This window comes from Flavitalea flava, from assembly GCF_054461575.1.
In genome coordinates this window covers 63,946-86,421 of sequence record NZ_JBTLQH010000014.1, presented here as the reverse complement: position 1 = coordinate 86,421, position 22,476 = coordinate 63,946, and the positions used below count along the sequence as shown (strand labels likewise).

Below are 22,476 nucleotides of genomic sequence, written 5' to 3'. Positions count from 1 at the left end.
TAGTACGATTCACTTCAGGAACCCATGTTTAATATTGTGGCGGATGGCCTCCCAGTAGCTTTTCCCGTACCCCACGAGGATTTCGTTTCCTGCAGGAATGGCTTTCAGCGCTACAATATAGACATGCAGGCCTTCAATCCGGTAAAAACAATTGTTGCGAAGCCCTTTCACGCGTGCAATGCCTTTGGCATCATTGGCATACCGGGCCAGGGCTTCTTTATGGTTACGGGCATCGATCACATGGAGTTTGTTGACATAATAGATGTATCCATTAGTGCCGTTGTAATCATCGGTATCTTGCCAGGGAGCCACGAAGCCCAGGTATTCCACGATCCGGGTACCTTTTTTTATAGGTTCTGTAGTGAAGAGCCCTTTTCCTGCACCTGGCAGAAGGGAAGCCTTGATACGGAGTTGTTTTTCGAGTAGTGCCATGCCATTGAAAATGTACCGGAAAAAATAATCCGGAAATAAAATGTCCGAAGATAATACAAACAGGCATCCCAAATAGAATTCCCTGTCTATTGGGTGTTTAATCGGGTGAGCTACTTAAACTCTTAAAATCAATAATTTAGACCCATATAGAATAAAGACCGGGAAAAGCAAGGATCCTGCAAAATATTTTCCCCGCAGAGACGTTTACCAACCGGTATGAAATGACTGTAATACAGCAGATTATTGCGCTTTTCATTTATATTGTACCGGAAAACCTTGTAACCTCATCCTATCGGCCCCTTATGCCTTACCCGTTGACCTATCCATTTTGTGCTTAAATCCATATCCATATCCATGTCTTTAGTCCGTTTGGTGGTTATCCTGTTGATCTGTTGTTTACCTGGCCTTGTTTATTCACAATCGGGCAACATAAAATTTTCACACCTAAGCACAAATAATGGTCTTTCCCAGAGTAATGTGACCTGTATCCTGCAGGACAAAATGGGATTTATTTGGTTCGGAACCCAGAACGGCCTTAATAAGTACGACGGCTATCAATTCACGGTTTATCGCAACGACCCCAAAGATTCGGCCAGTCTTTCCAATAATTATATAAAATCCCTGGCAGAGGATGCCAATGGAAATCTGTGGATCGGAACCTGGGGTGGCGGTATCAACATGTTTAACCAGGAAAAAGCTAATTTTTCACACTATACCCGCGTAAATAGAAAAAACAGCCTTTCCGACGATTTTGTCAATTGCGTGCGTACAGATAGGGAAGGAAATCTGTGGATCGGCACGGAAAACGGCGGATTGAACAAAATGGAGATCGGAACGGGAAATTTCACTTCTTTCCGTAATGAACCCGAAAGAACGGGAAGTCTTAGCGACAACAATGTAACAGACGTGCTGGAAGACAGCAAACACAGACTCTGGGTCTCTACCTTCAGGGGCGGACTGAATCTCTGGGAACAAGCCACCCGGACCTTCAGACGTTTTCAGCATGACGAACATAATAAAAACTCCCTTTCCCATAACAACGTCCATTGTTTGCTGGAAGATAGCCACGGACGGATCTGGGCAGGGACAAGGGGGGGAGGACTGGAACTTTTTGATCCGGCAAAAGTCACTTTCCGGCATTTCCGGAATAATCCCAGGGATCCTAACAGTATAGCGCTGGATATGATCCTTTGTCTGACAGAGGATGGGGGAGGAAACTTATGGGCCGGAACTGAAAATGGAGGGCTGAGCATCTTCGATCCCCGGACAGAAAATTTCCGGACCTATGCCCAGGATGATATAGATAACTCCTCGCTAAGCAATAATTCCGTTTATTCCCTGTACAAAGACAGACATGACAATATGTGGGTAGGGACCTATAGCGGCGGGATCAATTTCAGCAACCGGGATGCCTATCTTTTTCCACATTACCGCCACAATATGGTCGGCACTTCGGTCAGCAATAATAATATCCTTGTTTTTACAGAAGCCGCAAAGGGAGATATCTGGATAGGAACGGATGGAGGAGGGCTTAACCTTTTTCATCCCTCTACCGGTACTTTCTCTCATTTCAGGCACGAAACGGACAATCCGAATACGATTAGCAGTGATTTTGTATTAAGTCTGGAAACCGATAAGGAAGGAAATCTTTGGGCAGGGACCGTAGGGTCTGGTCTTAACCTTCTGGACAAACAACACCGGGTTATCCGTTTGTTCAAAAATAATCCCGATGATAATACCACGATCAGCGGCGATAATATCAATGCAATAACAAAAGACAAAGAAGGAAATCTTTGGATCGCAGCGTATGGAATGGGGCTTAACCTTTACCATCCTTCTAATCATACCTTCAGTCATTACAGCCATGAAACAGGGAGCCTCAGCAGTGACCGTATACAATGTATGCTGGCGGACTCGAAAGAAAGACTCTGGATAGGAACCTTTGATAAAGGCCTTGATCTTTTGGAAAAAAAGGCATGGACCTTCAGCCATTTTGCGCATGACGGATCACGCAACGGTCTTAGCAGTAACAGCATCAATTGCCTGTTGGAAGACAACCGGGGTAATATCTGGATAGGTACCGGGTCCGGTCTGAATTGCAGCGACAATGGCACCGGCAAAATAACATCCTATTTTACCGAAGACGGTCTTCCGGACAATACGATCATGGGAATATTGCAGGATTCTCTTGGAAATATCTGGGTATCTACGCTCAAAGGTATATCCTGCTTTAATCCGGCTACCCGTGCCTTTCGTAATTTTTCAATTTCCAATGGTTTGCAGGGCGACGAATTCAAACCTCATTCGGCCATCAGAAGCCTCAATGGCTCCCTCTATTTTGGAGGAGCCAACGGATTCAATGTCCTGTATCCGGATAGTATACGGGAGAACAGGTTTGAACCGCCTCTGATCATGACCAAATTCCAGCTGTTCACCAAAGATGTGCCGATTGCCCGGGATGAAAAGGATCCATCTCCGCTGAAAAAGAATATTGCGCTCACCCGCGAGATTACCCTACCCTATTCCAGTTCCTTTCTTTCTTTTGAATTTGCCTCCCTTAATTATACCTTGTTCCGCAAAAAACAATATGCCTACATGATGGAAGGTTTCGATAAAGATTGGAATGAATCGGGAACCCGTCATACGGCAACTTACACCAATCTTGATCCGGGAACCTATACGTTCAAGGTCAAAGGAAAAGACAACACCGGCGCCTGGTCCGGTAGTATCCTCTCCTTAAAACTGGTCATATGGCCGCCCTGGTGGCAGACCTGGTGGTTCAGGTTCGGGGTCCTTCTGTTTTTAACCGGATCGTTATATGTAATTTATAAACTAAGGATCAGGGGCATTCAAAAACAAAAGGTAATTCTCGAGAAGCAGGTAGCCGAACGGACCCTTCAGGCCGAAACGGCCAACCGGGCCAAAAGTGCATTCCTGGCCACGATGAGTCATGAGATCCGGACACCGCTCAATGGGGTCATCGGCATGTCCTCCCTTCTGTTTCAAACCAATCTGACCGAAGAACAGGAAGAATACGCAACGACCATCCGTTCCTGCGGAGAAAGTCTGATGTCCGTCATTAACGATATCCTTGATTTTTCGAAAATAGAGGCAGGCAGCATGGAACTGGATATCCATGATTTTGATCTGCGGCAATCCATTGAAGAAGTGTTGGATGTTTTTTCCGGACAGGGAGCAAAAACCGGGATCGAGCTTGTTTATGAGATCGGGCAGGACGTGCCGGATCATATTCAAGGGGATGATCTGCGGTTAAGACAGGTATTGATGAACCTTGTAGGCAATGCCATGAAGTTCACGCAGAAGGGAGAAATATATGTTGGGGTCCGCCGATCTAAAAAGCCGGGAGAAAAGGATATGGTCCTTGAATTTGAAGTAAAGGATACGGGAATAGGTATCCCGGATGATAAGATAGGCAGGCTGTTCAAGGCTTTTACACAGGCGGATTCGTCCACCACCCGTAAATATGGAGGAACTGGGCTTGGTTTGGCCATCAGTGAAAAACTCGTCAGGCTGATGGGGGGAGAAATGGGCGTAAAAAGTAAAGAAGGTATTGGCACTACCTTTTCTTTTAATATCCGGGTTACTCAAGGAAAGTCTTTATTGGAAAATCAGTTTCCCAGCCAGCTGATCAGTTTGGAAGGAAAAACGGTGCTGGTAGCAGATGATAATGCCACCAACCGGACAATCCTGAAAACCCTCTTATTACAATGGAAGCTCAAACCCCTGCTGGCAGGCTCGGGAAGGGAAGCGCTTCAATTACTGGAAACGCGCCCCGTCGACCTATTGATCACCGATCTGAATATGCCAGGTATGGATGGGATCGCACTGGCCAAAAATATACGTGGACTGAATAATCCCGTTCCCATTGTCCTGCTGAGTTCCGTAGGTAATGAAACCAAAAGTAAATACGCCGATCTGTTCCAGGCCATTATGCACAAACCGGTTAAACATCATTTACTCCTGCGCAATATTAGCCAGTTACTAAAAGGGAACATAGCCGCGGTGACCGCGGAAGCACAACATCCGCAGAAACTATCCGAATCCTTCGCCGGATCATTCCCAATGCGCATTTTAATAGCCGAGGATAACCCGGTCAATCAACAACTGATCACCCATATTTTGCAAAAATTAGGTTATACTCCTGCTTTGGCGGAAAATGGACAGGAAGTGCTTGATCAGCTTGCTCAAAATTCCTTTGATGTAATCATGATGGATGTACAAATGCCGGTAATGGATGGTCTCGAAGCTACTGGTTTGATTCGCAGCCGGTATAAAGAACGTCCTGCGATTATCGCCCTGACCGCAGACGCCCAGGAAGAAGACAGACAGCAGTGCCTGGCAGCGGGAATGGATGACTATATCAGCAAACCCCTCCAATTGGAAAAACTGATAGCCATACTGAAGAAATGGGCTCCGGTCTCCACTCCCCGTTAATGAACTAAATTATATATTTACAACATCCACTTGCCGGTAATACATCCATGCAATAAAGCCAAGAATGGCAATAAAGCCAAAAATGGCCCGGATAAGGTCATGAACGATTGTGCCAATCAATGAATCTCAAAATCGATCCTTATGCTGCAAACCTTTTTCCAGTACATCCTGTTAATCCTCGCCATCCTTGGCATGATTATGCTGGCTCAAAAATGGAAGATTGCTTATCCGATCCTATTGGTCCTGGGAGGTTTGATATTGAGCATTATCCCCGGTATCCCGCTCATAGCCATTAACCCTGAATTGATTTTTGTCATATTCCTGCCTCCGTTGTTATATGAAGCCGCGTGGAATACTTCCTGGAAGGATCTGTGGAAATGGAGACGGGTCATTTCCAGCTTTGCCTTTTTGATCGTGATCTTTACCTCCCTGGTCGTAGCTGTCGTATCGAGTACTTTTCTTCCCGGTTTTACGATGGCACTGGGGTTTTTGCTCGGCGGGATCGTATCTCCCCCTGATGCGGTATCTGCCACCTCCGTGCTGAAATATGTTAAGGTTCCCAAAAGGTTATCCTCCATTATCGAAGGGGAAAGTTTGCTGAACGATGCATCGAGTCTTATCGTTTTCCGGTTTGCCCTGGTTGCCGTGGACACGGGCCGGTTTATCTTTCATGAGGCCGCCCTCAGCTTTGTGGTGGTCATCGTGATGGGTATCCTGACAGGGATTGTGATCGGTCTGATCTATTATGCCATTCATAAATGGCTCCCTACCAATACAAATATCGATATCGTACTCACCCTCACCGCACCTTACCTGATGTATATCGCGGCAGAATTTTTTCATTTCTCCGGCGTTCTCTCCGTAGTGAGCGGAGGCCTTTTTCTTTCGGCAAGAAGCCATTTGTTCCTGAATTACCGCAGCCGTCTGGAGGGAGTCGATGTATGGTCCACACTTGGATTTGTACTGAACGGCCTGGTATTTATGTTCATCGGGCTTGAGTTGCCGGTCATTGTAGGGGAATTAGGATCGGTAAGCCTTCCCAAAGCGATTGGTTATGGTTTGCTGATCTCATTTGTTTTGATGCTGACCCGTATCCTATGTTGCCAGGGAGCTTCCGTGTTCACCGTGTTCATTAGCCGGTATATAACAACGGCGGATAACCGGCCGGGGTGGAAAGCGCCATTGATCTTTGGCTGGGCGGGTATGCGGGGCGTGGTATCCCTGGCAGCCGCTTTATCTATTCCACTTAAACTCAGTGACGGCAGTCCTTTTCCCTATCGGCCTTTAATTATCTTTATAACGTTTGTCGTCATCCTGGTGACCCTGGTATTGCAGGGATTAACCTTGCCGGTATTGATCAGATGGCTAAAACTGGAAGATCCGGATCATCAATTGCCTGCCGGTGAACAACACACGCTGTTGAGAAGAAAAATGGCAGAACGCAGTCTGAAGGTAATAGAAGAGCAGCATTCGGAATTATTGAAAAGAAACGAAGGATTACAGGAACTCAGGGCAAAATTGGAACGGGAACGCTCCGTACAGGACACTGCCGGAGTCGCTGAACAGGAAAACTTCCGCCAGGTCTATTTAAAATTGCTGGAGGAACAACGTTCGCTCCTTCATGAATTAAACAGAAAAGACGGTACGGACGATACAGTTATCCGCAACTATCTCCGGTCACTGGATCTGGAAGAAGAAAAGATACATATGCGGTACGAAGCCCTGTAAGTGGTATCAATAAAGAACCACTTGGTATCCGGTAGAAAACCCTATTCCTGCCGGCACTATTCGGTCCGGTACTATTCGGTTCTGAGACTTTTTACCGGGTTGGCGATCGCTGCTTTTACGGACTGGTATCCTACGGTAAAAAAGGCTATTACAATGGCTATTGCACCTGCCAGGGCAAACATCCACCAACTAATCCGGATATGATAGACGAAATTTTCCAGCCATTTGCTCATACTCCACCATGCCAATGGAAAGGCAATTACCAGGGACATCAGTACTAATTTAATAAAATCTTTTGACAACAAAGTAACGATACCCGCTTCACTGGCACCCAATACTTTCCGGACTCCGATCTCCCTGACACGTTTCTGAGTGGCAAAAGTAGCCAGACCAAACAAGCCCAGGCTGGAAACCAAAATGGACAATACGGAAAACACATTAAACAATTTACCCATCCTTTGCTCGGCCACATAAAGTTTGGAGAGATCTTCATTTAAAAATCCATAGGAGAAGGGTAGGTCGGGATATACAGTTTGGAAGACTTTTTTTACCTGCGTAATATTATCCTGAACCCTGGCCGTAGATGTCCGAATAACGACAAAACCCGCATTGCCGCTTAAATGACCTGAACTTCCATTCTTCAGGATCAGGGGTTCGACCGGTTGCTGCACTGGCTTGAAATTAAAATCCTTTACCACCCCTATGATCTTTCCTGTTCTTTCATTCACGGAGATCGTTTGACCGATAGCATTCGACTGATTCATTTTCATGGTTCGTAATGCCGTTTCGTTGACGACGAAATTATTTTCATCCGCCTTAAAATCGTTTGAAAAAGTTCTTCCTGTCGCCAGGTTCATGCCGAAAGTCTTTATAAAATTATCGTCGATCCAAAGTTGCGGAAAGATGATCTGGTCCCCGGGATTTTTACCGGTCCAGTTTACAGAAGTCGTTCCGGTGGTAAGGTAGGTGGGCAGGTGACTCACAATAGTAAAGTCAGAAAGGGCCGGGTTTTGTTTTATTTCAGACCTCACCGCCTGGTAATTATTTACCAGATCGCCAACCTGCGGCATAGGTACATATAAAAGATTCTCTTTATTAAAACCGATATCCCGGGTGCGGATGAACCGGAGCTGATTATAAACGACCAGGGTACTCACCATCAGGATGACGGAAATGGAGAATTGTATGACCACGAGCCCATTCCTGAAAAAAGATTTTCCTCCATGCAGTACTTTTACTCCTTTTAATACTTTCACGGGATTGAAGGAGGATAAGAATAAGGCCGGATAACTCCCTGAGATCAGCCCGACCAAAACGGCCGTACCTAATAGCTCGCCAATGATCCGTACATTCAGCAGGCTGATGGAGATAGACTTGGAAGCCAGATCATTGAACAAAGGCAACAGTAACACTGCCAGAACGCCCCCGATGATCAGGGAAATAAAGGACAGCAATACCGATTCGCTGATAAATTGCAGGATCAACTGACCCCGTAAAGCCCCAACAGTTTTTCGTAAACCGACTTCTTTTGCCCTTCTTCCCGACAATGCCGTAGACAGGTTCATAAAATTTATACAAGCAATCAACAGGATAAAAAGCGCAACCAGCGAAAATATTCGCACGTATTGGTTATTTCCCTGCCCGTCTACATCCAGTAATAAATGGGAATGCAAATGAATATCCGTCAGAGACTGAAGAAAAAATACGCCTCTTGTTTTGGTATTATCATTTTTTTGGCGAACATCGTTGATCTGCTGTTCGACGGTTCCCAGGACAGCAGGTGTCGCAGAAAAATGATCGTCGAACTGCAGATAAGTATATACATCGTAATTTCCCCAGGTCTCGGATTGATTGATCGTTCTTTCATAAAGCGAAATGGGGAGCAACAGGTCGAACTGCAAATGCGAATTGCGTGGAATATCTTTTAGAATGCCGTTGACGATCAGATCGTTCCCTTTGATATCATTATCGACATGAATAGTCTTTCCCATCGCGTTCTCCGTACCGCCAAAATATTTTTTGGCGGCCTTTTCCGTAAGCACAACGACGCCAGGTTGGGATAATAAGGTTGCCGGATCACCTTTAATTAGCGGGTAACTGAATATCCTCAGAAAATTCGAATCCGAATAATACATATTTTTTTCATCGAATTTCCTGTTCGCTGCGGTAACCATTCCATGTAAGGCAGCAAGACGCGTGACCCTTTTAATAACCGGAATTTGTGTTTTTACCGCCATGGCAATAGGTACGGGAACAACCGCTGCATCGACCCCTGACAGCCGCGTGGTCATCCGGTAGATCTGGCCGGAATTCGCATTGAACCGGTCATAACTTAATTCATCCTGTACCCACAAAAAAATCAGGATGCTACAGGCCATACCGGTAGCCAACCCAAAAATATTCAGACCGGTAAACAGCCTGTTGCGGAAAAGATTACGAATGGCGATTTTAAGATAATTAGTGAACATGGATGAAATTTAAGTAAACCAGGCACGCGGACACATCTCTTATTGCAACCAAGAAAATGCCAATTTGCTATTCTATTGATTATCAATTATTTTTACAGGTAATTGTCTCCGCAGACTGTCCGGTATCGATGCAAGAAAAAGGACAGTCCGGTCAGGGATCAAAAAAATCGGATTTACTCCGCTTATAAATGGATATAACAGTTTGATAACTAAAGACCAAAACGAATTATCTATTGATTATCAGTGCATTAAGTACAAAAGATGTTTTTCATCCCAAACCGCATAAAAAAAGCCTTGAATATTATCTTTTTGCCTTCTTATCTTGTTATCTGTATTGTTATTCATTATTGAAGTTCATTATTATATTTCAATATTGCAGTGCTTGTCAAAAACACCCAAACAGATTATTAAATAGCGCTATATTTAAAAAAACCGTTCAAACAAAACCATTATGGCCATAAATTTAGTTAAAGGGCAAACCATCGACCTTCGCAAAAACGCAAACGGAGAATCCTATGATCTTTCATCGGTTACAATAGGCTTAGGCTGGGATATCCGTAAAAAATCAGGGGGTGGAGGATTCCTGGGCAAATTAATAGGAGGAGCAAAAGAGGAGGCGGAATACGATCTGGATGCCGTTGCATTTTTGCTGGATGGAAATGACAAAGTGGTTGATCCGGGAAGAACCGAACAGGTAAATGGCAGAAGCATCGGCTGGTATGGAGGCGACGTTATATATTTCAACTCCCAGAAACATCCTTCCGGCAATATCTGGCTTACCGGGGACAACCGCACTGGTGCAGGCGATGGAGACGATGAACAGATCATTGTCAAACTGGATGCGCTCGATCAGCGGTATCAGAAAATTGTTTTTCTGGTCACCATCTATCACGGCCGGCAGAACAATCAGAACTTCAGTATGATCGATAATGCCTTTATCCGCGCAGTGGATAACAAGGGAAAAGAAATCGTAAAATTCAGCCTGTCGGGAGATGCCACGTATAACAATATGTGTTCCATGGTTTTTTCCGAGGTCTACCGTAAAGATGGCACCTGGAAGTTCCGGGCCTTGGGCGAACCCTACCCCACCGATAGTTTTATTGACATTTTAAAAAAATACTCCTGATCTACAAACATTATTCCTTCGACCTATGGATGACCCTGATAAGATCCAACCCTTTATTCAAACGGGAAAAGGCGATTTTTTTTCATAAAAATTTTAATGAAAAAAATAAGACAGTTGAAGAAATTGCTGCTATTTTCCGACAGGTTGATCTGTTATGTAATGCCATAAATGAAAAAACAGGAAAAAATATAGACGCCGAAGAAATGTACCTGATGGTCATAAGTATCATGAATGACTATAACCATACATTTTCCGGCATAGATCTCACTAAATTGTACGACGATATGGAGGGTCTTTTTTTTACATACCGGCCACATCTTTTTGATGAGCAGACCCTCAAGGTACTCAGGCAATTAAAAGAAAAGAGGGATCCGACTTTTAGTTTATTGAGCAATACTGCCTTTATTAAAGGAAGGACTTTACGTAAGATCTTGCCGGAGCTGGGATTAGATCAGATCTTCGATTTCCAGCTTTATTCGGACGAAGAGGGATTATCCAAACCGAATAAAGTCCTGTTTACGATAATGCTCGACAAGATACATTCTTTCCGGCCGGAATCAGATAGGATGACCAGTTTGCAGGAGATCGTTCATATCGGAGATAACGAAAAGGCGGATAGAGATGGGGCTATCGCCGCTGGAATATCCGCCCTGGTGATAAATTCAAATGATAAAAGTATATTAAGCCTCGTTAATTAATGAGAACGACCTATTCTTTACATAAAATCAACGATCCCCGTCATTGCGGCTTTAACCCGGATGACTACAGCCGTTTTAAATTCGGAGATGGCCTTGTAGCCAGGGAATTCGGAACGGCCCTGGGTGAAGGATTTATCCGCCAACACCTGATTCACCATCCAATTGCAGAACAGATAGTGGTTCTGTCGAGTCCCTATTCTTTTATCCCTACCGCGACCTTTGCCATGAAGGATCATTTTATCTTCCGCTTAAACAAATGGCTGGCCGAAAAGGGCCTTCCGGTCGTACAGGAAACAAAAGTACATAGGACTATTACCTACAAAGAAGATTATGGGGAACTTAGCGCGGAAGAAAGATTGCGCCTTATCGGCAACGATTCGTTCCATATCGACAGACAATTCCTGCAGGGAAAGACCCTTCTGTTCCTGGATGATATCAAGATAACCGGAAGCCACGAACGAATGATCCTTAAGATGGCAAACGAATATGACCTGTCCAGTGACATACATATGCTCTATTTCGCGGAACTGGTGAACAGGGATATCCATCCGAATATTGAGAACCAGTTAAACTATCACGCTGTAAAGAGCATATTCGATCTGGAAAAGATCATCAATGATGATTCCTTTCAAATCAATACACGTATTGTAAAATACCTGCTTCATTACGAATTTGAGGCGTTTTGCATTTTTATACAGGTCCAAACGGAAGACTTTGTCAATCTCTTGTACAATATGGCTTTGGGCAATAGCTATCACAACATCGAAGCTTATTCCCGGAACCTGGATTTTATCAGCAACCATCTTTTTACAAAAAAAACTAAAAAAATACAACATGGCGATTAACCTGCAAAAAGGACAACGCGAGGCGATCAATTCTCCCAAATTTACCATTGGATTAGGCTGGGACACCAATACTACGGCCACCGGTTCAGGCTTCGACCTGGATGCCTCTGCCTTCATTTTAGGTCCGAATAAAAAACTGCTGTCCGATAATAACCTGGTTTTTTACAACAATCTGAAATCTCCTGATGGAGCAGTCGAGCACACCGGGGATAACCTTACCGGAGCAGGGGATGGTGACGATGAACAAATAAAAGTTGACCTTTCAAAGATCGATGCCCAGGTAAGCGAAATTTGCCTTGTAGTCACGATCCATGAAGCAGAGAACCGCAAACAGAATTTCGGACAGGTTCGGAATTCCTTTGTGCGCATATTCGATTCGGCCACCAATGAAGTATTGCTGAAATACGAATTGGATGAGGATTTCTCCATCGAAACGGCGGTTGAATTCGGAAGGATCTACCTTCGCGACGGGAACTGGAAATTCGAGGCCGTAGGTGCAGGCATGAAAGGCGGATTACAGGATTATCTGAATAAATACAATTAATAAAACAATACACCCTCGCAAAAAGACTTTTGGAATACTCATTACCACATTCATTACAACACCCATAAACCTGACAATTCATGGAAACAAATACGAATCCGGCAAATACAGCAAATACGAATCCACCAAATACAACCCTGTCCAACAACAACCCTTCCGGCACGAACCCATCTCTCCCTGCCGTAAGGCTGGACAAGGAGGGGAATGTCGACCTCTCCGTAGTCTCACAGGACGACGCCAAAAGGTTCAACGAGATCAGTAAAGGTCTTAACCCTTCCGATGCCAACTCGATCATCAACTATGGCAGTGATGTACAGAATTCGATGGAAAAGTACAGCAATGATTTTTTAACCTCTGTCCGGACCTATAATTCAGGGGAAGTCGGCGGTTTGATCAATGACCTGCTGTCAGAGTTGAATTATATCGATGTCGACGAATTGAACCAGGGGCCCGTCAAACAATTCCTTTCCAAAATCCCCTTTCTGAAAACGCTCATTTTCGACGCCAAAAAACTTTTTCAGAAATATGACACCGTCGTAGGAAATATCGACAAAATAACCAACAAAATAAAGGCGGGCAGACTGAACTCGATAAAGGACAACAGTTCTCTCCAGACAATGTTCGACTCAAACGTAGAACACATCAAACAAATGGAGGACCTGATCATATCGGGCCAGTTGAAGTATAACGAATTAAAAGATAATCTGGCCCAGATGGAAGCGAATCCTTCCAATTATAACGATTACCAGATAGCCGACATGCGGGATTATGTCAACCGTCTGGATAAAAGACTCGCGGACATGAAGACGGTACGTTTTATAATGATGCAGTCCCTGGCCCAAATCAGGATCGTGCAGAACAACAACACCTCTATTGCGGAAAAAGCCCAGTCCATTACCTCTACCACTATTCCTGTTTGGAAAAATCAATTGACTATCGCGGTTGCCCTTCAACGACAGAAAGCCAATGTGGAAATGCAAAAGAAGATCTCGGACACCACCAATACGATCCTGCAAAAGAATGCCGATCTGCTCAAACAAAACAGTATCGATGTAGCCAGGGAAAATGAGAAGACCGTCGTCTCCATAGACACCCTGAAAAAAACCACGCAATCGCTGATCGAAACCCTGAATGAAGTCAAGAAAATACACGAAGAAGGCAATCAGAACCGGGTCGCCCTTAATTCCGAATTACAAAATCTGGAAACCGAACTAAAGAAGAACGTAACCAATATCAACTAGAGTCTGAGAGATGGATGAAAACCGTTTGAAAATATTAAATGACTCTACCAGGATAATCAGCAAACTTCAATTGCTCTCTGTTTTTTTCGGGGATGAAGCGATCTATAAGATCTATCTGCGCAGCCAGGTAATCCATAAACTATTTGAGAGCAACGAGGAATTGGACATCAATAAACTAGATCTTTTCCATCTCCAGTTTACTGAAAGCATCCTTGAATTATTGAGAAAAATAAAAAAGAACAACGAAAAGAACGAGAACATTCTTTACGATGAGATCCAGATAAACAGGGATCTGATGGAGAAATTGAACGACTCTGTTTATACGGAGGCCAATTTCAAACTGGACAGGCAAAGACAGTCCCTGAAGATGAACTTGTCCCTCCGGAAACTATATGAGGTTTTATCCAGCGATGCGGAAGAATATCCTTTCTCCAAAAACATCAATGCCTTCAGCGCCCGCTTTTCCCAGGATTTCTTTTACGATATATCCCCGGAAACCCTGGGAGAACTGATCGGGTACAATCCAGCTGAGGTCTATATCCATACCTATGCCACCATTCAAAAAAAACTAATGGGGCATTTGTGTAAAAATGAATTCAAAACCGAATTTTTCTACGGATTAAAGGCGGGCAATCAGATCGTGGAAATCTATAAATTCATGGAGGAGGAGCGGTATTTTATGTATTACCCGGGCAGCAACCTGTTCCTGTTCTGCGACCTTTCCAAAATCTCGGGTATCGACTGGTCCAATACCCTTTCGAAAAAAGCAAGGATCATCCGGGAATTAACCGATAAAAACAACAAACTGGAAAGCAGCATAGGGGTCACCAAAACCTTTATCCCCGCCGATATCCGGCATCTGCTCACCGAATCGAATAAAAAGATCGGGGAGATCAATTTTCTGGAAAACAGCGATTTCGATGTGCAGGCCAATATTCTAAAGACCATGCTTAGGACCGACAGCATATAAGCAAATAGCCAGCTCCGGGATCATCGTCCGGAAACCGTTATGGTCACAAGCGCCTGTTGTGTTCCCGTATTGTTATCGGTGGCCTTCAGACTAAATATATAAACACCCGGTGTCAACCCTGTAACAGTAGTCGTTGCGGAATCCGGAGAATTGATGATTCCCCCCCGGCCGCTTACCCGGGTCCATTTATAGGACACGATCTTATAACCGATCGTATCTATTCCATTGGCGGCTACGATCGTATTTTTTATCAGCCGTGGCGGAGTTGCGTATCCTTTGAGCGTGACAGAAGACCCCTTGACCGTTTGTTCAGGGCCTGCCGAAATCGAAGGTGGGGTGAAAGTATAGGTCTGGAACCGGGAAGATATGGGGCGCACGATCGTGGGGACCAGCACATCCATCGCATTGGGATAAGTAGCTTCCTGCATATTCAGATAACCGTTTCCAAGGGCTAATGCCTTATTTCTTCCCCAACTATACAGGTTATCCTTTTCATCCAGTGCGTATTTATAAAAGGAAATAAAATTATTGGAAAAGAGTTTTTTCCATTTTATCCCGGCGCCAATCTGTACAGGGGGCGCGCCCGTATACGCTTCCCCTTTATTAAATGTCCAGGAATGCGGCTTTGCATAAGTGGATTGATTGACCAACTCTACCCCATTACCCACTTCACCTTGTGAGTTATCTCCCATTCCAAACATCCTGCCTTCCACATCGATATAATGAATGGTATTACTACTGGCGGCAATCTCTTTTATGGGAGACCTGACTTTCCATAATTCCTTCATAGAGGTGGGTTGTTCCAGGGCGTCATTTCCTCCCCAGAAACTAAAATCCGTTCCATAGATATAAGGATAACCGGCAAGCTGGCCACCCTGGTTGCCACCGGGTTCTGGTATGATGCAACCCTGGTAAGCGAAGTTCGATCCGAAAATATCGATGGCAGGCCTTGGAACCACCCGTTTTACCGGGGTTAACCCACCTCCTATGCTCCAATCCCATACCTCTCCGCTCCTGGTCAGCACCAATAATTTATTGCCCATTACCACTTTCCTGACTTTCATTCCTTTGGGAGAGATCCGGACCGGGCGTTCTATATTTATTTTTCCGGTGCTGTGGTATAAATTATAAAAATCCTCCCCCCAATACCAAAGACTCCCATCAGCCCGAATGCTGGTGTGGGTATTGCCAAAACCAAAGATGGCCGTATTCCCGTTAAACGCGGCGCCCGTATTGTCCTTATCGATCCGGGTGCAGATCGCATCCGTAATCCGGGTAGACCATACGAACCCTTCGTCATCCAGCGCCAATAAAAGATTAAATCCAGTAGCGACATCCACGATCTTCCGGTCATTAAAATCATATTGTATAAAATCCCCGTTGTAAAAAGAATAAAAATTGCTGTCACTATACAGATAGCCGGTCCTGTATTCGGTAATCGCCACTTTCGTAACAACCAGGTTTTTTCCCTGGGACGGAGAGAGCCCTTGGGATGCAGAGAGTTCCTGAGTAGTAGAAGGTCCTTTAGACGGAGGCAAAGGTTGTGAATGACCTTCACAGCTGCAAAAACCGAATGCCAGGAGCACTATTACGCCCCTGAATACACCCCTGACCAGATATCCCCTTTTATTAATAGATTTGATTCCCTGCATACTAATAAATTTTATCGAAAATCATTTCACTGTCCAATCATTTTATTCTCCTATCACATTTTATTCTCCCATCATTTTACCGTCCAATCATCCGTTCTGAAAGGTGCCAGCGGTAATCCTTCCTTGCTGAATACATTCCCGATCGCGGCATTACCAAACTGGTAACGCACAGCAACCGGTTTTTTTACCAAAGGTGAAGTTACGACGAGAAGCCCTCCCTCTATCCTGCCCTGCGCCGGATAAAAGACCCTGTCGGCCCCTGCCATATAAACTTCCTTTATTACCGGGCCTTTTACCATCAACCCGTTACCGGCATTTTCAAAACCCAGTTTTATTTTATCGCCGTTTATTTCCATCATTTTATAGGCAGGGCTTTTATAGGCTGTTGCATCTTTAGGATCCGTCCCGGCAGCCAGATGATAAGTCTCTGCCAAAGCCCAGTTGGCCAAACGTAAGCCTACATCATGTTTGTTTTTCGGATGGATATCCGAAGTGTCACCCGTAATATCGCTGATCACGACCATCCCGGTATGTTCCAGCTTCATACTTACCGCCTGTTGCTCCCGCAACAAACCGGCAGTTTTCCAGGTCTCATAGGCATAAGGTGCAATCTGCACATAATAAAAAGGAAGATCCTTATTCCAGGCCTTTCGCCAGGCACCGATCATGGTTGTAAATAACTTCCCATAGGCCTGAGGGACTACGGTATTGCTTTCGCCCTGATACCATATTGCCCCGGCAATGCTGTAAGAAGTAACCGGCGCTATCATTCCGTTATAAGCGGAACCCGGTTTATAGGGCCACCAGTCAGTGGGCACCTGTTTGTCCGCAGCATTTTTTAACAGGGCATCTCCGTTCACCAGATCCGCAGGCGTCCACACCTCTGCTGCCGTCCCTCCCCAGGCTGCCTGGATCAGCCCGATGGGCACGTTCAGTTCCTTATTCAGCTTTTTCCCGAAAAAATAACCCACCGCACTGAATTTCTTTAGGGCAACCGAATCACAGACTACCCAACTGGCCTTACAATCCCCCTGAGGAAAGTCTGAAGTCGTTCTGGGGATCTGGAAAAAATGGATATTGTTGGTAGCGCAACCTGGCAAAGCTTCCCTGACATCCGGCAAACCCCAGGTCTCGTTCATTTCCATATTGGATTGCCCCGAGCAGATCCACACTTCCCCGATCAAAACATTCTCCAGCATGATCGTACTATAACCTTTCAGGGTGATCGTATAGGGGCCGCCGGCCTCAGGTGTTGGAATGCTGATCTGCCATTGGGCATCCCTGTTCCCTTTAACCGAGTCGACCCTGTTATTCCAGGAGGTTGTTATATTAACCGTTTCGCCGGGCTCGCACCAACCCCACAATCTTACCTTGCTCTTCTGTTGTAAGACCATATTACTGGAAATGACCGAAGGTAACCGGATCTGCGCATAAGAAACGAGACCGGTAACCATGGACAGCAAGAGAAAAAAATATTTATACATCCTACCTGAGTCCTTGTATATACTAACAGAGCCTTTATACATACTATTTGATTTTCGACCTTGTAAGATATATTTTTCCCGGAACAAATAAAAACAGGCCATTTTAATGTAGGTTTGACGATATAACAAAATTCAACTATGAACCGGCAACCCAATTTTTTTATCCCTGGTCTTTTTGCCCTCCTTTGCCTGTCGGGACTTCTATCAGGGCTTCTGTCATGTCTCCGGCTCGAAGCCCAGAACAAACAGTCCTACAACGACATAGCCGAAGCATTACGATCCACACCCTCATTAAGGGGCAAATCCGGCCCCCAAAGCGTCAATTGGATAAGGAACGGCGAGCAATTTTCCTTTATCGACAATAACCATGAAATTCATACTTTGGATATCTGGACCCAGAAAGAAGAACTGGTTTTTACGAATAAGGGTATGAATTTCCCGGGTACGGATAAACCCTTTACCTATGAATCCTTTCAATGGTCGCATGATTCCAGGCACCTGGTTTTTAAGACTAATTTCAGGCGTCTTTACCGGAAATCCGGCATCTCCGATTATTATATTTATGATCTTGACACCAAACAGCTCAAACAGGCTGCCACGAATGCCCGCACCGCCGAGCTTTCTCCGGATGGCTCTATGGTTGGCATGGAAAGAGGAGGGAATATGTTTGTTTATAATTTTTCCACAGGAACCGAACGACAATTGACCGACGATTCAACCGGGGAGAACAGTATTTTCAACGGACATTACGATTGGGTATATGAGGAGGAATTCGGTCAGGCCCAGGCCTGGAATTGGTCTGCTGATAATAAATTCATTGCCTTCTGGCAGTTTGACGAACGTCCTGTTCCTGTTTTTCAAATGACCAATTATGATGGGTTACATCCGGAGCAGATCCAGATCCCTATTCCTCAGCCCGGTGATGCCAACCCCAAAGTAAAGATCGGCGTAGTGGATGTCCGTTCAGGGAAAAAGGTTTGGTTAACCACGGACGAGACCGGCGACTTTTATATTCCCAGGATCTACTGGACCAGCAACCCGGATGAGTTGGCCGTAATGACCCTGAACAGGGCGCAAAATCATATGAAACTGTATTTTTTTAATGTAAGAACCGGAGGGCACCGGGTCGTCCTGGAAGAAAAAAATGACACATGGGTGGCTATCTTTAATTTTTACACCAATGTGAACGACATGGTTTACTTCCCGGAAAAATCCAAAGATTTTTTCTGGGTATCCGATCGTTCCGGGTATTATCATATTTACCATTATGGATATGATGGCCATTTGATCAGCCAGGTCACCAAAGGCGACTGGGACCTCATTAAAGTAACAGGCATCGACCCAATCACCCAATCCATTTATTATCTTTCCGCAGAAGCCTCCCCCCTGGAACAACAATTATATTCCATCCGGTATGATGGCTCCAAAAAAGAAAAACTGACCCGGGTGGAGGGCTTTCACAACATAAACATGTCTCCTAACACCGGTTATTATATCGACGAATACAGTAATGTACATTCTCCGTTACAGGTGGGATTGTTCACCGGGCAGGGCAAATTGTTAAAAAGCCTGGAAACAAATCAGTCCGTCACTGATTTTATTAAAACACATACCTATTCTCCCCAGGAGCTATTTCGTTTCAAAACTACAGATGGAGTCGATCTGGATGGATACATGATCAAACCATCCAATTTTAATCCGGCCAAAAAATATCCGGTGGTCATGACCGTTTATGGCGGCCCGGAATCACATGGGGTATTTAACCGTTTTTCAGCCAATGGCTGGCAGCAATGGCTGGTCCAGAACGGTTATATCGTGGTGGACGTGAACAACAGGGGCATTGCCAATTATGGCAGTAAATTCATGAAGGTGGTGTACAAACAACTAGGCAAATGGGAAAGTCATGATTTTGTGGAAACAGCTCATTATTTATCCAGCCTCCCTTATATCGACAGCGCCAAAATGGCGATCATGGGAGGAAGTTACGGAGGATATAGTACAACCTATACTTTACTGACCCATCCTGGCGTATTTAAAGTGGGAATCGCCAATTCTCCCGTTACTGACTGGCGTCTCTATGATAATGTTTATACAGAACGTTATATGGCCCCGCTCGAAGACAACACAGAAGGGTATAAGAACAGCGCACCGGTAACACACGCAGGCAATCTTAAAGATCACCTGCTGCTGATCCATTCGATGAGCGACGACAATGTTCACCCCGCCAATACGATGCAATTGCTGACTGCGCTTACCAATGCCGGCAAAGATGCCGATCTGAGGATCTATCCTCCTGGTGCGCATGGAGCCGCCTACAACTGGCCCAGCGCGCTCCTGATCGCAAAAGTGGGCTTTCAGTATCTGGAGCAGTACCTAAAAGGGATTTGCCCGTAAGGTGGTTTTACCTAAATTGCACCTCCCGTATGCTTAACGATACCAGCAATACTATCTTTCAACTCGCCGTACAGTTTGTCAATCAGACTGGCAAGCCTCTTTTTCTGACCGGTAAAGCCGGAACGGGAAAAACGACTTTTCTCAAATATATCCGGGAGAATAGTTTTAAAAAAATGGCGGTAGTTGCACCGACCGGTGTAGCTGCCATCAATGCTGGCGGCGTTACGATGCATTCCTTTTTTCAATTGCCTTTTGGCCCCTTCATCCCTGTTCAGCAAACAGGCTGGAACCCGGAGAACCAGGAATTTCCCACCTATTCCGATCAGAATACCTTATTTAAAAATATCCGGTTCAATACCAGCAAGCGGGAATTGCTCCAGGAACTTGAATTATTGGTTATTGATGAGATCAGTATGGTGAGGGCCGATACGCTGGATGCCGTAGATACCATCCTGCGTCATTTCCGCCAGCAGCCTTTATTACCCTTTGGTGGTCTGCAGGTCCTTTATATAGGGGATCTTTTTCAATTACCTCCTGTCGTATCCAGGGAAGAATGGGAGTTATTGCAGAAACATTACAAGAGTCCTTTCTTTTTTGACGCACAGGTGATCGCTCAGGCTCCTCCGCTGTATCTGGAACTCCAAAAGATCTATCGCCAGAGCGAAACATCTTTTATAGATATCCTCAATAATATCCGTAATAACCGCGCAACCTACCGCGACCTGGATAAGCTGCACGATTATTATCAGCCGGATTTTGAAGCGCCCAAACGGGAGAACTATATTACACTCACCTCGCATAATGCCAAAGCGGATGGCATCAACCAAACAGAGCTAAGCAAATTGAAGGGAGAGCAATACGCTTTCGAAGCCTCTGTAACCGGGGAGTTCAATGATAAAGCCTTCCCTGCGGAAAAATCCCTTCAATTAAAAGAAGGGGCACAGGTCATGCTTATCAAAAATGATAAGGGTGAAACCAGGCGTTATTACAATGGTAAGATCGGTACTGTCAAAAGGATCATCCGGGAAAAAAAGGACAAGACCTCAAAAGATGCGGATTCAAAAGATACGCATTCAAAGGATCCAGGATCCCGGGACAAAAAGTCCCCGGAAAAGATCGTCCTCGTTTTTCCTGACGGACCTGATGAACTGACCCTGGAAAAGGAAACCTGGAAGAACATTCGATATAACTACAATAAAGAGAAAGATAAAATAGAAGAGGAAGAACTGGGAACTTTTTCGCAATACCCTATCCGTCTCGCCTGGGCTATCACCATTCATAAAAGCCAGGGGCTGACCTTTGAAAAAGCAGTTATAGATGCAGGCTCCTCTTTTGCTCCGGGGCAAGTTTATGTAGCGCTGAGCAGGCTTACCTCCATCGATGGGCTGGTTTTACGTTCCCGCATTCTTCCCCATTGCATTAGCACCGATCCGAGAGTGATCGGCTTTATGGAAAGCAGTCTGGCCGAAGGAATTCCGGAAACACAATTACGGGACGAACAGATCGCCTATATCAGCCACTCTTTGGTCAGGTCTTTTGACTGGACCAAAATAGCCGATATTTTACAGACCAATCAGCAGGAATCTTCCCACAGACAGATCCCGGACAAAATAAAAGCGATGGAACTGGCCAAAGTCTGGCTGGATAAAGCTGCCAGTCAGCAGGAGACGGCCCTTAAATTCTCCAGACAGCTCGATCACCTTTTACTCACCGCAGCCGAAGACGGCTACCGGCAACTGCATCAACGAATGCAGGCCGGATCGCAATATTTTTTAAAGGAGTTGGAAGAAGATATGCTTACTCCCTTGCAGGAGCATCTGAAAGCCGTCCGGTTAAAACAAAAGGGGAAAAAATATGCAGAGACCTTACAGGAAATAAAAATCATCCTTACCCGGAAAAAACAACAAATAGGGGATGCCTTGCAAATGGTTACCGGTCTGTTGGAAGGAGCAGATACGACAAGTTTGCTGGCAGATCTGCAGGAGAAAAAAATGAAGATGGAAACGGAGCATTCTCCAGAAGGGTTCGTTTCGGGTGAAGGGTCATCTGTTTCAGGGGAAAGACCTGGCCAGGAGAAAGGCATATCCCTCACTGGCAAACCTCAGAAAGGAAGTACGCACCGTATAAGTCTGGGATTATATAAAGAAGGCGTTTCCATGGCAGAGATCGCTACCCGCAGGGGACTGGCGGTAACAACGGTAGAAAGCCACCTCGCCTCCTTTATTCCTACCGGGGAGATCGATATAAAAGAACTGGTTCCTGAAACCAAAATGGCGTCCATAATAGCAGCCATTGAAGAGATCGGCGGCGACACTCTGGGGCCTGTCAAATCAAAATTAGGCGACCAGTATACCTTTGGTGAGATAAGAGCTGTACTTCAGTTCCTTCGGCATAATACAGAGAAAACACAGAAAAGCAATCCCTGATCACCAGGTTTAT

14 protein-coding genes are annotated in these 22,476 nt (G+C 45.1%); 10 read left to right on the top strand and 4 right to left on the bottom strand.

The genetic code is table 11. The features are described 5' to 3' along the window. Positions 1 to 9 precede the first annotated feature (9 nt). On the bottom strand, positions 10 to 432 hold the full coding sequence (locus ACX0G9_RS14680; RefSeq protein WP_459065676.1) for an SET domain-containing protein: 423 nt from the start codon (positions 430 to 432) through the stop codon (positions 10 to 12). A gap of 354 nt (positions 433 to 786) precedes the next feature. Between ACX0G9_RS14680 and ACX0G9_RS14675 the strand changes: the two genes are divergently transcribed. Together ACX0G9_RS14675 and ACX0G9_RS14670 are read left to right on the top strand one after the other, a co-directional pair. After that, positions 787 to 4,887 carry a two-component regulator propeller domain-containing protein gene (locus tag ACX0G9_RS14675; protein WP_459065675.1) on the top strand — a complete coding sequence of 1,367 codons (4,101 nt, stop codon included), beginning with the start codon at positions 787 to 789 and terminating at the stop codon, positions 4,885 to 4,887. A gap of 141 nt (positions 4,888 to 5,028) precedes the next feature. Then, a complete protein-coding gene (locus ACX0G9_RS14670; protein WP_459065674.1) occupies positions 5,029 to 6,615 on the top strand; it encodes a Na+/H+ antiporter in 1,587 nt (528 codons plus the stop codon). A gap of 71 nt (positions 6,616 to 6,686) precedes the next feature. On the opposite strand, the gene ACX0G9_RS14665 is transcribed toward ACX0G9_RS14670, so the two are convergent. Further along, positions 6,687 to 9,083, bottom strand: coding sequence for an ABC transporter permease (locus tag ACX0G9_RS14665; protein ID WP_459065673.1), 2,397 nt, complete (start codon positions 9,081 to 9,083; stop codon positions 6,687 to 6,689). 451 nt (positions 9,084 to 9,534) lie between these two features. Here ACX0G9_RS14665 and ACX0G9_RS14660 point away from each other — a divergent pair, with 451 nt between their 5' ends. The 6 genes from ACX0G9_RS14660 to ACX0G9_RS14635 all read left to right on the top strand — a co-directional run bounded on the left by ACX0G9_RS14660 (position 9,535) and on the right by ACX0G9_RS14635 (position 14,507). Next, positions 9,535 to 10,209, top strand: coding sequence for a TerD family protein (locus ACX0G9_RS14660; RefSeq protein ID WP_459065672.1), 675 nt, complete (start codon positions 9,535 to 9,537; stop codon positions 10,207 to 10,209). Next, positions 10,200 to 10,907, top strand: a complete 708-nt coding sequence (locus tag ACX0G9_RS14655) for an HAD family hydrolase (RefSeq protein WP_459065717.1) — start codon at positions 10,200 to 10,202, stop codon at positions 10,905 to 10,907. The genes ACX0G9_RS14660 and ACX0G9_RS14655 overlap by 10 nt, the downstream gene beginning before the upstream one ends. Further along, positions 10,907 to 11,752, top strand: a complete 846-nt coding sequence (locus tag ACX0G9_RS14650) for a phosphoribosyltransferase family protein (RefSeq protein WP_459065671.1) — start codon at positions 10,907 to 10,909, stop codon at positions 11,750 to 11,752. Before ACX0G9_RS14655 ends, ACX0G9_RS14650 begins: the two co-directional genes overlap by 1 nt. Further along, positions 11,742 to 12,296 (top strand): TerD family protein, encoded by a 555-nt coding sequence (locus ACX0G9_RS14645; protein WP_459065670.1) that lies wholly within the window; start codon positions 11,742 to 11,744, stop codon positions 12,294 to 12,296. Before ACX0G9_RS14650 ends, ACX0G9_RS14645 begins: the two co-directional genes overlap by 11 nt. An 80-nt stretch (positions 12,297 to 12,376) precedes the next feature. Continuing rightward, positions 12,377 to 13,537, top strand: a complete 1,161-nt coding sequence (locus tag ACX0G9_RS14640; RefSeq protein ID WP_459065669.1) for a toxic anion resistance protein — start codon at positions 12,377 to 12,379, stop codon at positions 13,535 to 13,537. Between the two features lie 25 nt (positions 13,538 to 13,562). After that, on the top strand, positions 13,563 to 14,507 hold the full coding sequence (locus ACX0G9_RS14635; RefSeq protein ID WP_459065668.1) for a hypothetical protein: 945 nt from the start codon (positions 13,563 to 13,565) through the stop codon (positions 14,505 to 14,507). Positions 14,508 to 14,527: 20 nt separating this feature from the next. Here ACX0G9_RS14635 and ACX0G9_RS14630 read toward each other — a convergent pair whose 3' ends face one another. Both ACX0G9_RS14630 and ACX0G9_RS14625 read right to left on the bottom strand, forming a co-directional pair. After that, entirely contained in the window at positions 14,528 to 16,159 is a 1,632-nt protein-coding gene (locus tag ACX0G9_RS14630; RefSeq protein ID WP_459065667.1) for a PKD domain-containing protein, read from the bottom strand. A gap of 71 nt (positions 16,160 to 16,230) precedes the next feature. Beyond that, positions 16,231 to 17,685 (bottom strand): sialate O-acetylesterase, encoded by a 1,455-nt coding sequence (locus ACX0G9_RS14625; RefSeq protein WP_459065666.1) that lies wholly within the window; start codon positions 17,683 to 17,685, stop codon positions 16,231 to 16,233. 96 nt (positions 17,686 to 17,781) lie between these two features. On the opposite strand from ACX0G9_RS14625, the gene ACX0G9_RS14620 reads away from it, so the two are divergent. Together ACX0G9_RS14620 and ACX0G9_RS14615 are read left to right on the top strand one after the other, a co-directional pair. After that, complete coding sequence (locus ACX0G9_RS14620; RefSeq protein ID WP_459065665.1) at positions 17,782 to 20,037, top strand: S9 family peptidase; 2,256 nt, start codon at positions 17,782 to 17,784, stop codon at positions 20,035 to 20,037. Between the two features lie 29 nt (positions 20,038 to 20,066). Next, complete coding sequence (locus tag ACX0G9_RS14615; RefSeq protein ID WP_459065664.1) at positions 20,067 to 22,463, top strand: helix-turn-helix domain-containing protein; 2,397 nt, start codon at positions 20,067 to 20,069, stop codon at positions 22,461 to 22,463. The last annotated feature ends 13 nt before the right edge of the window (positions 22,464 to 22,476 follow it).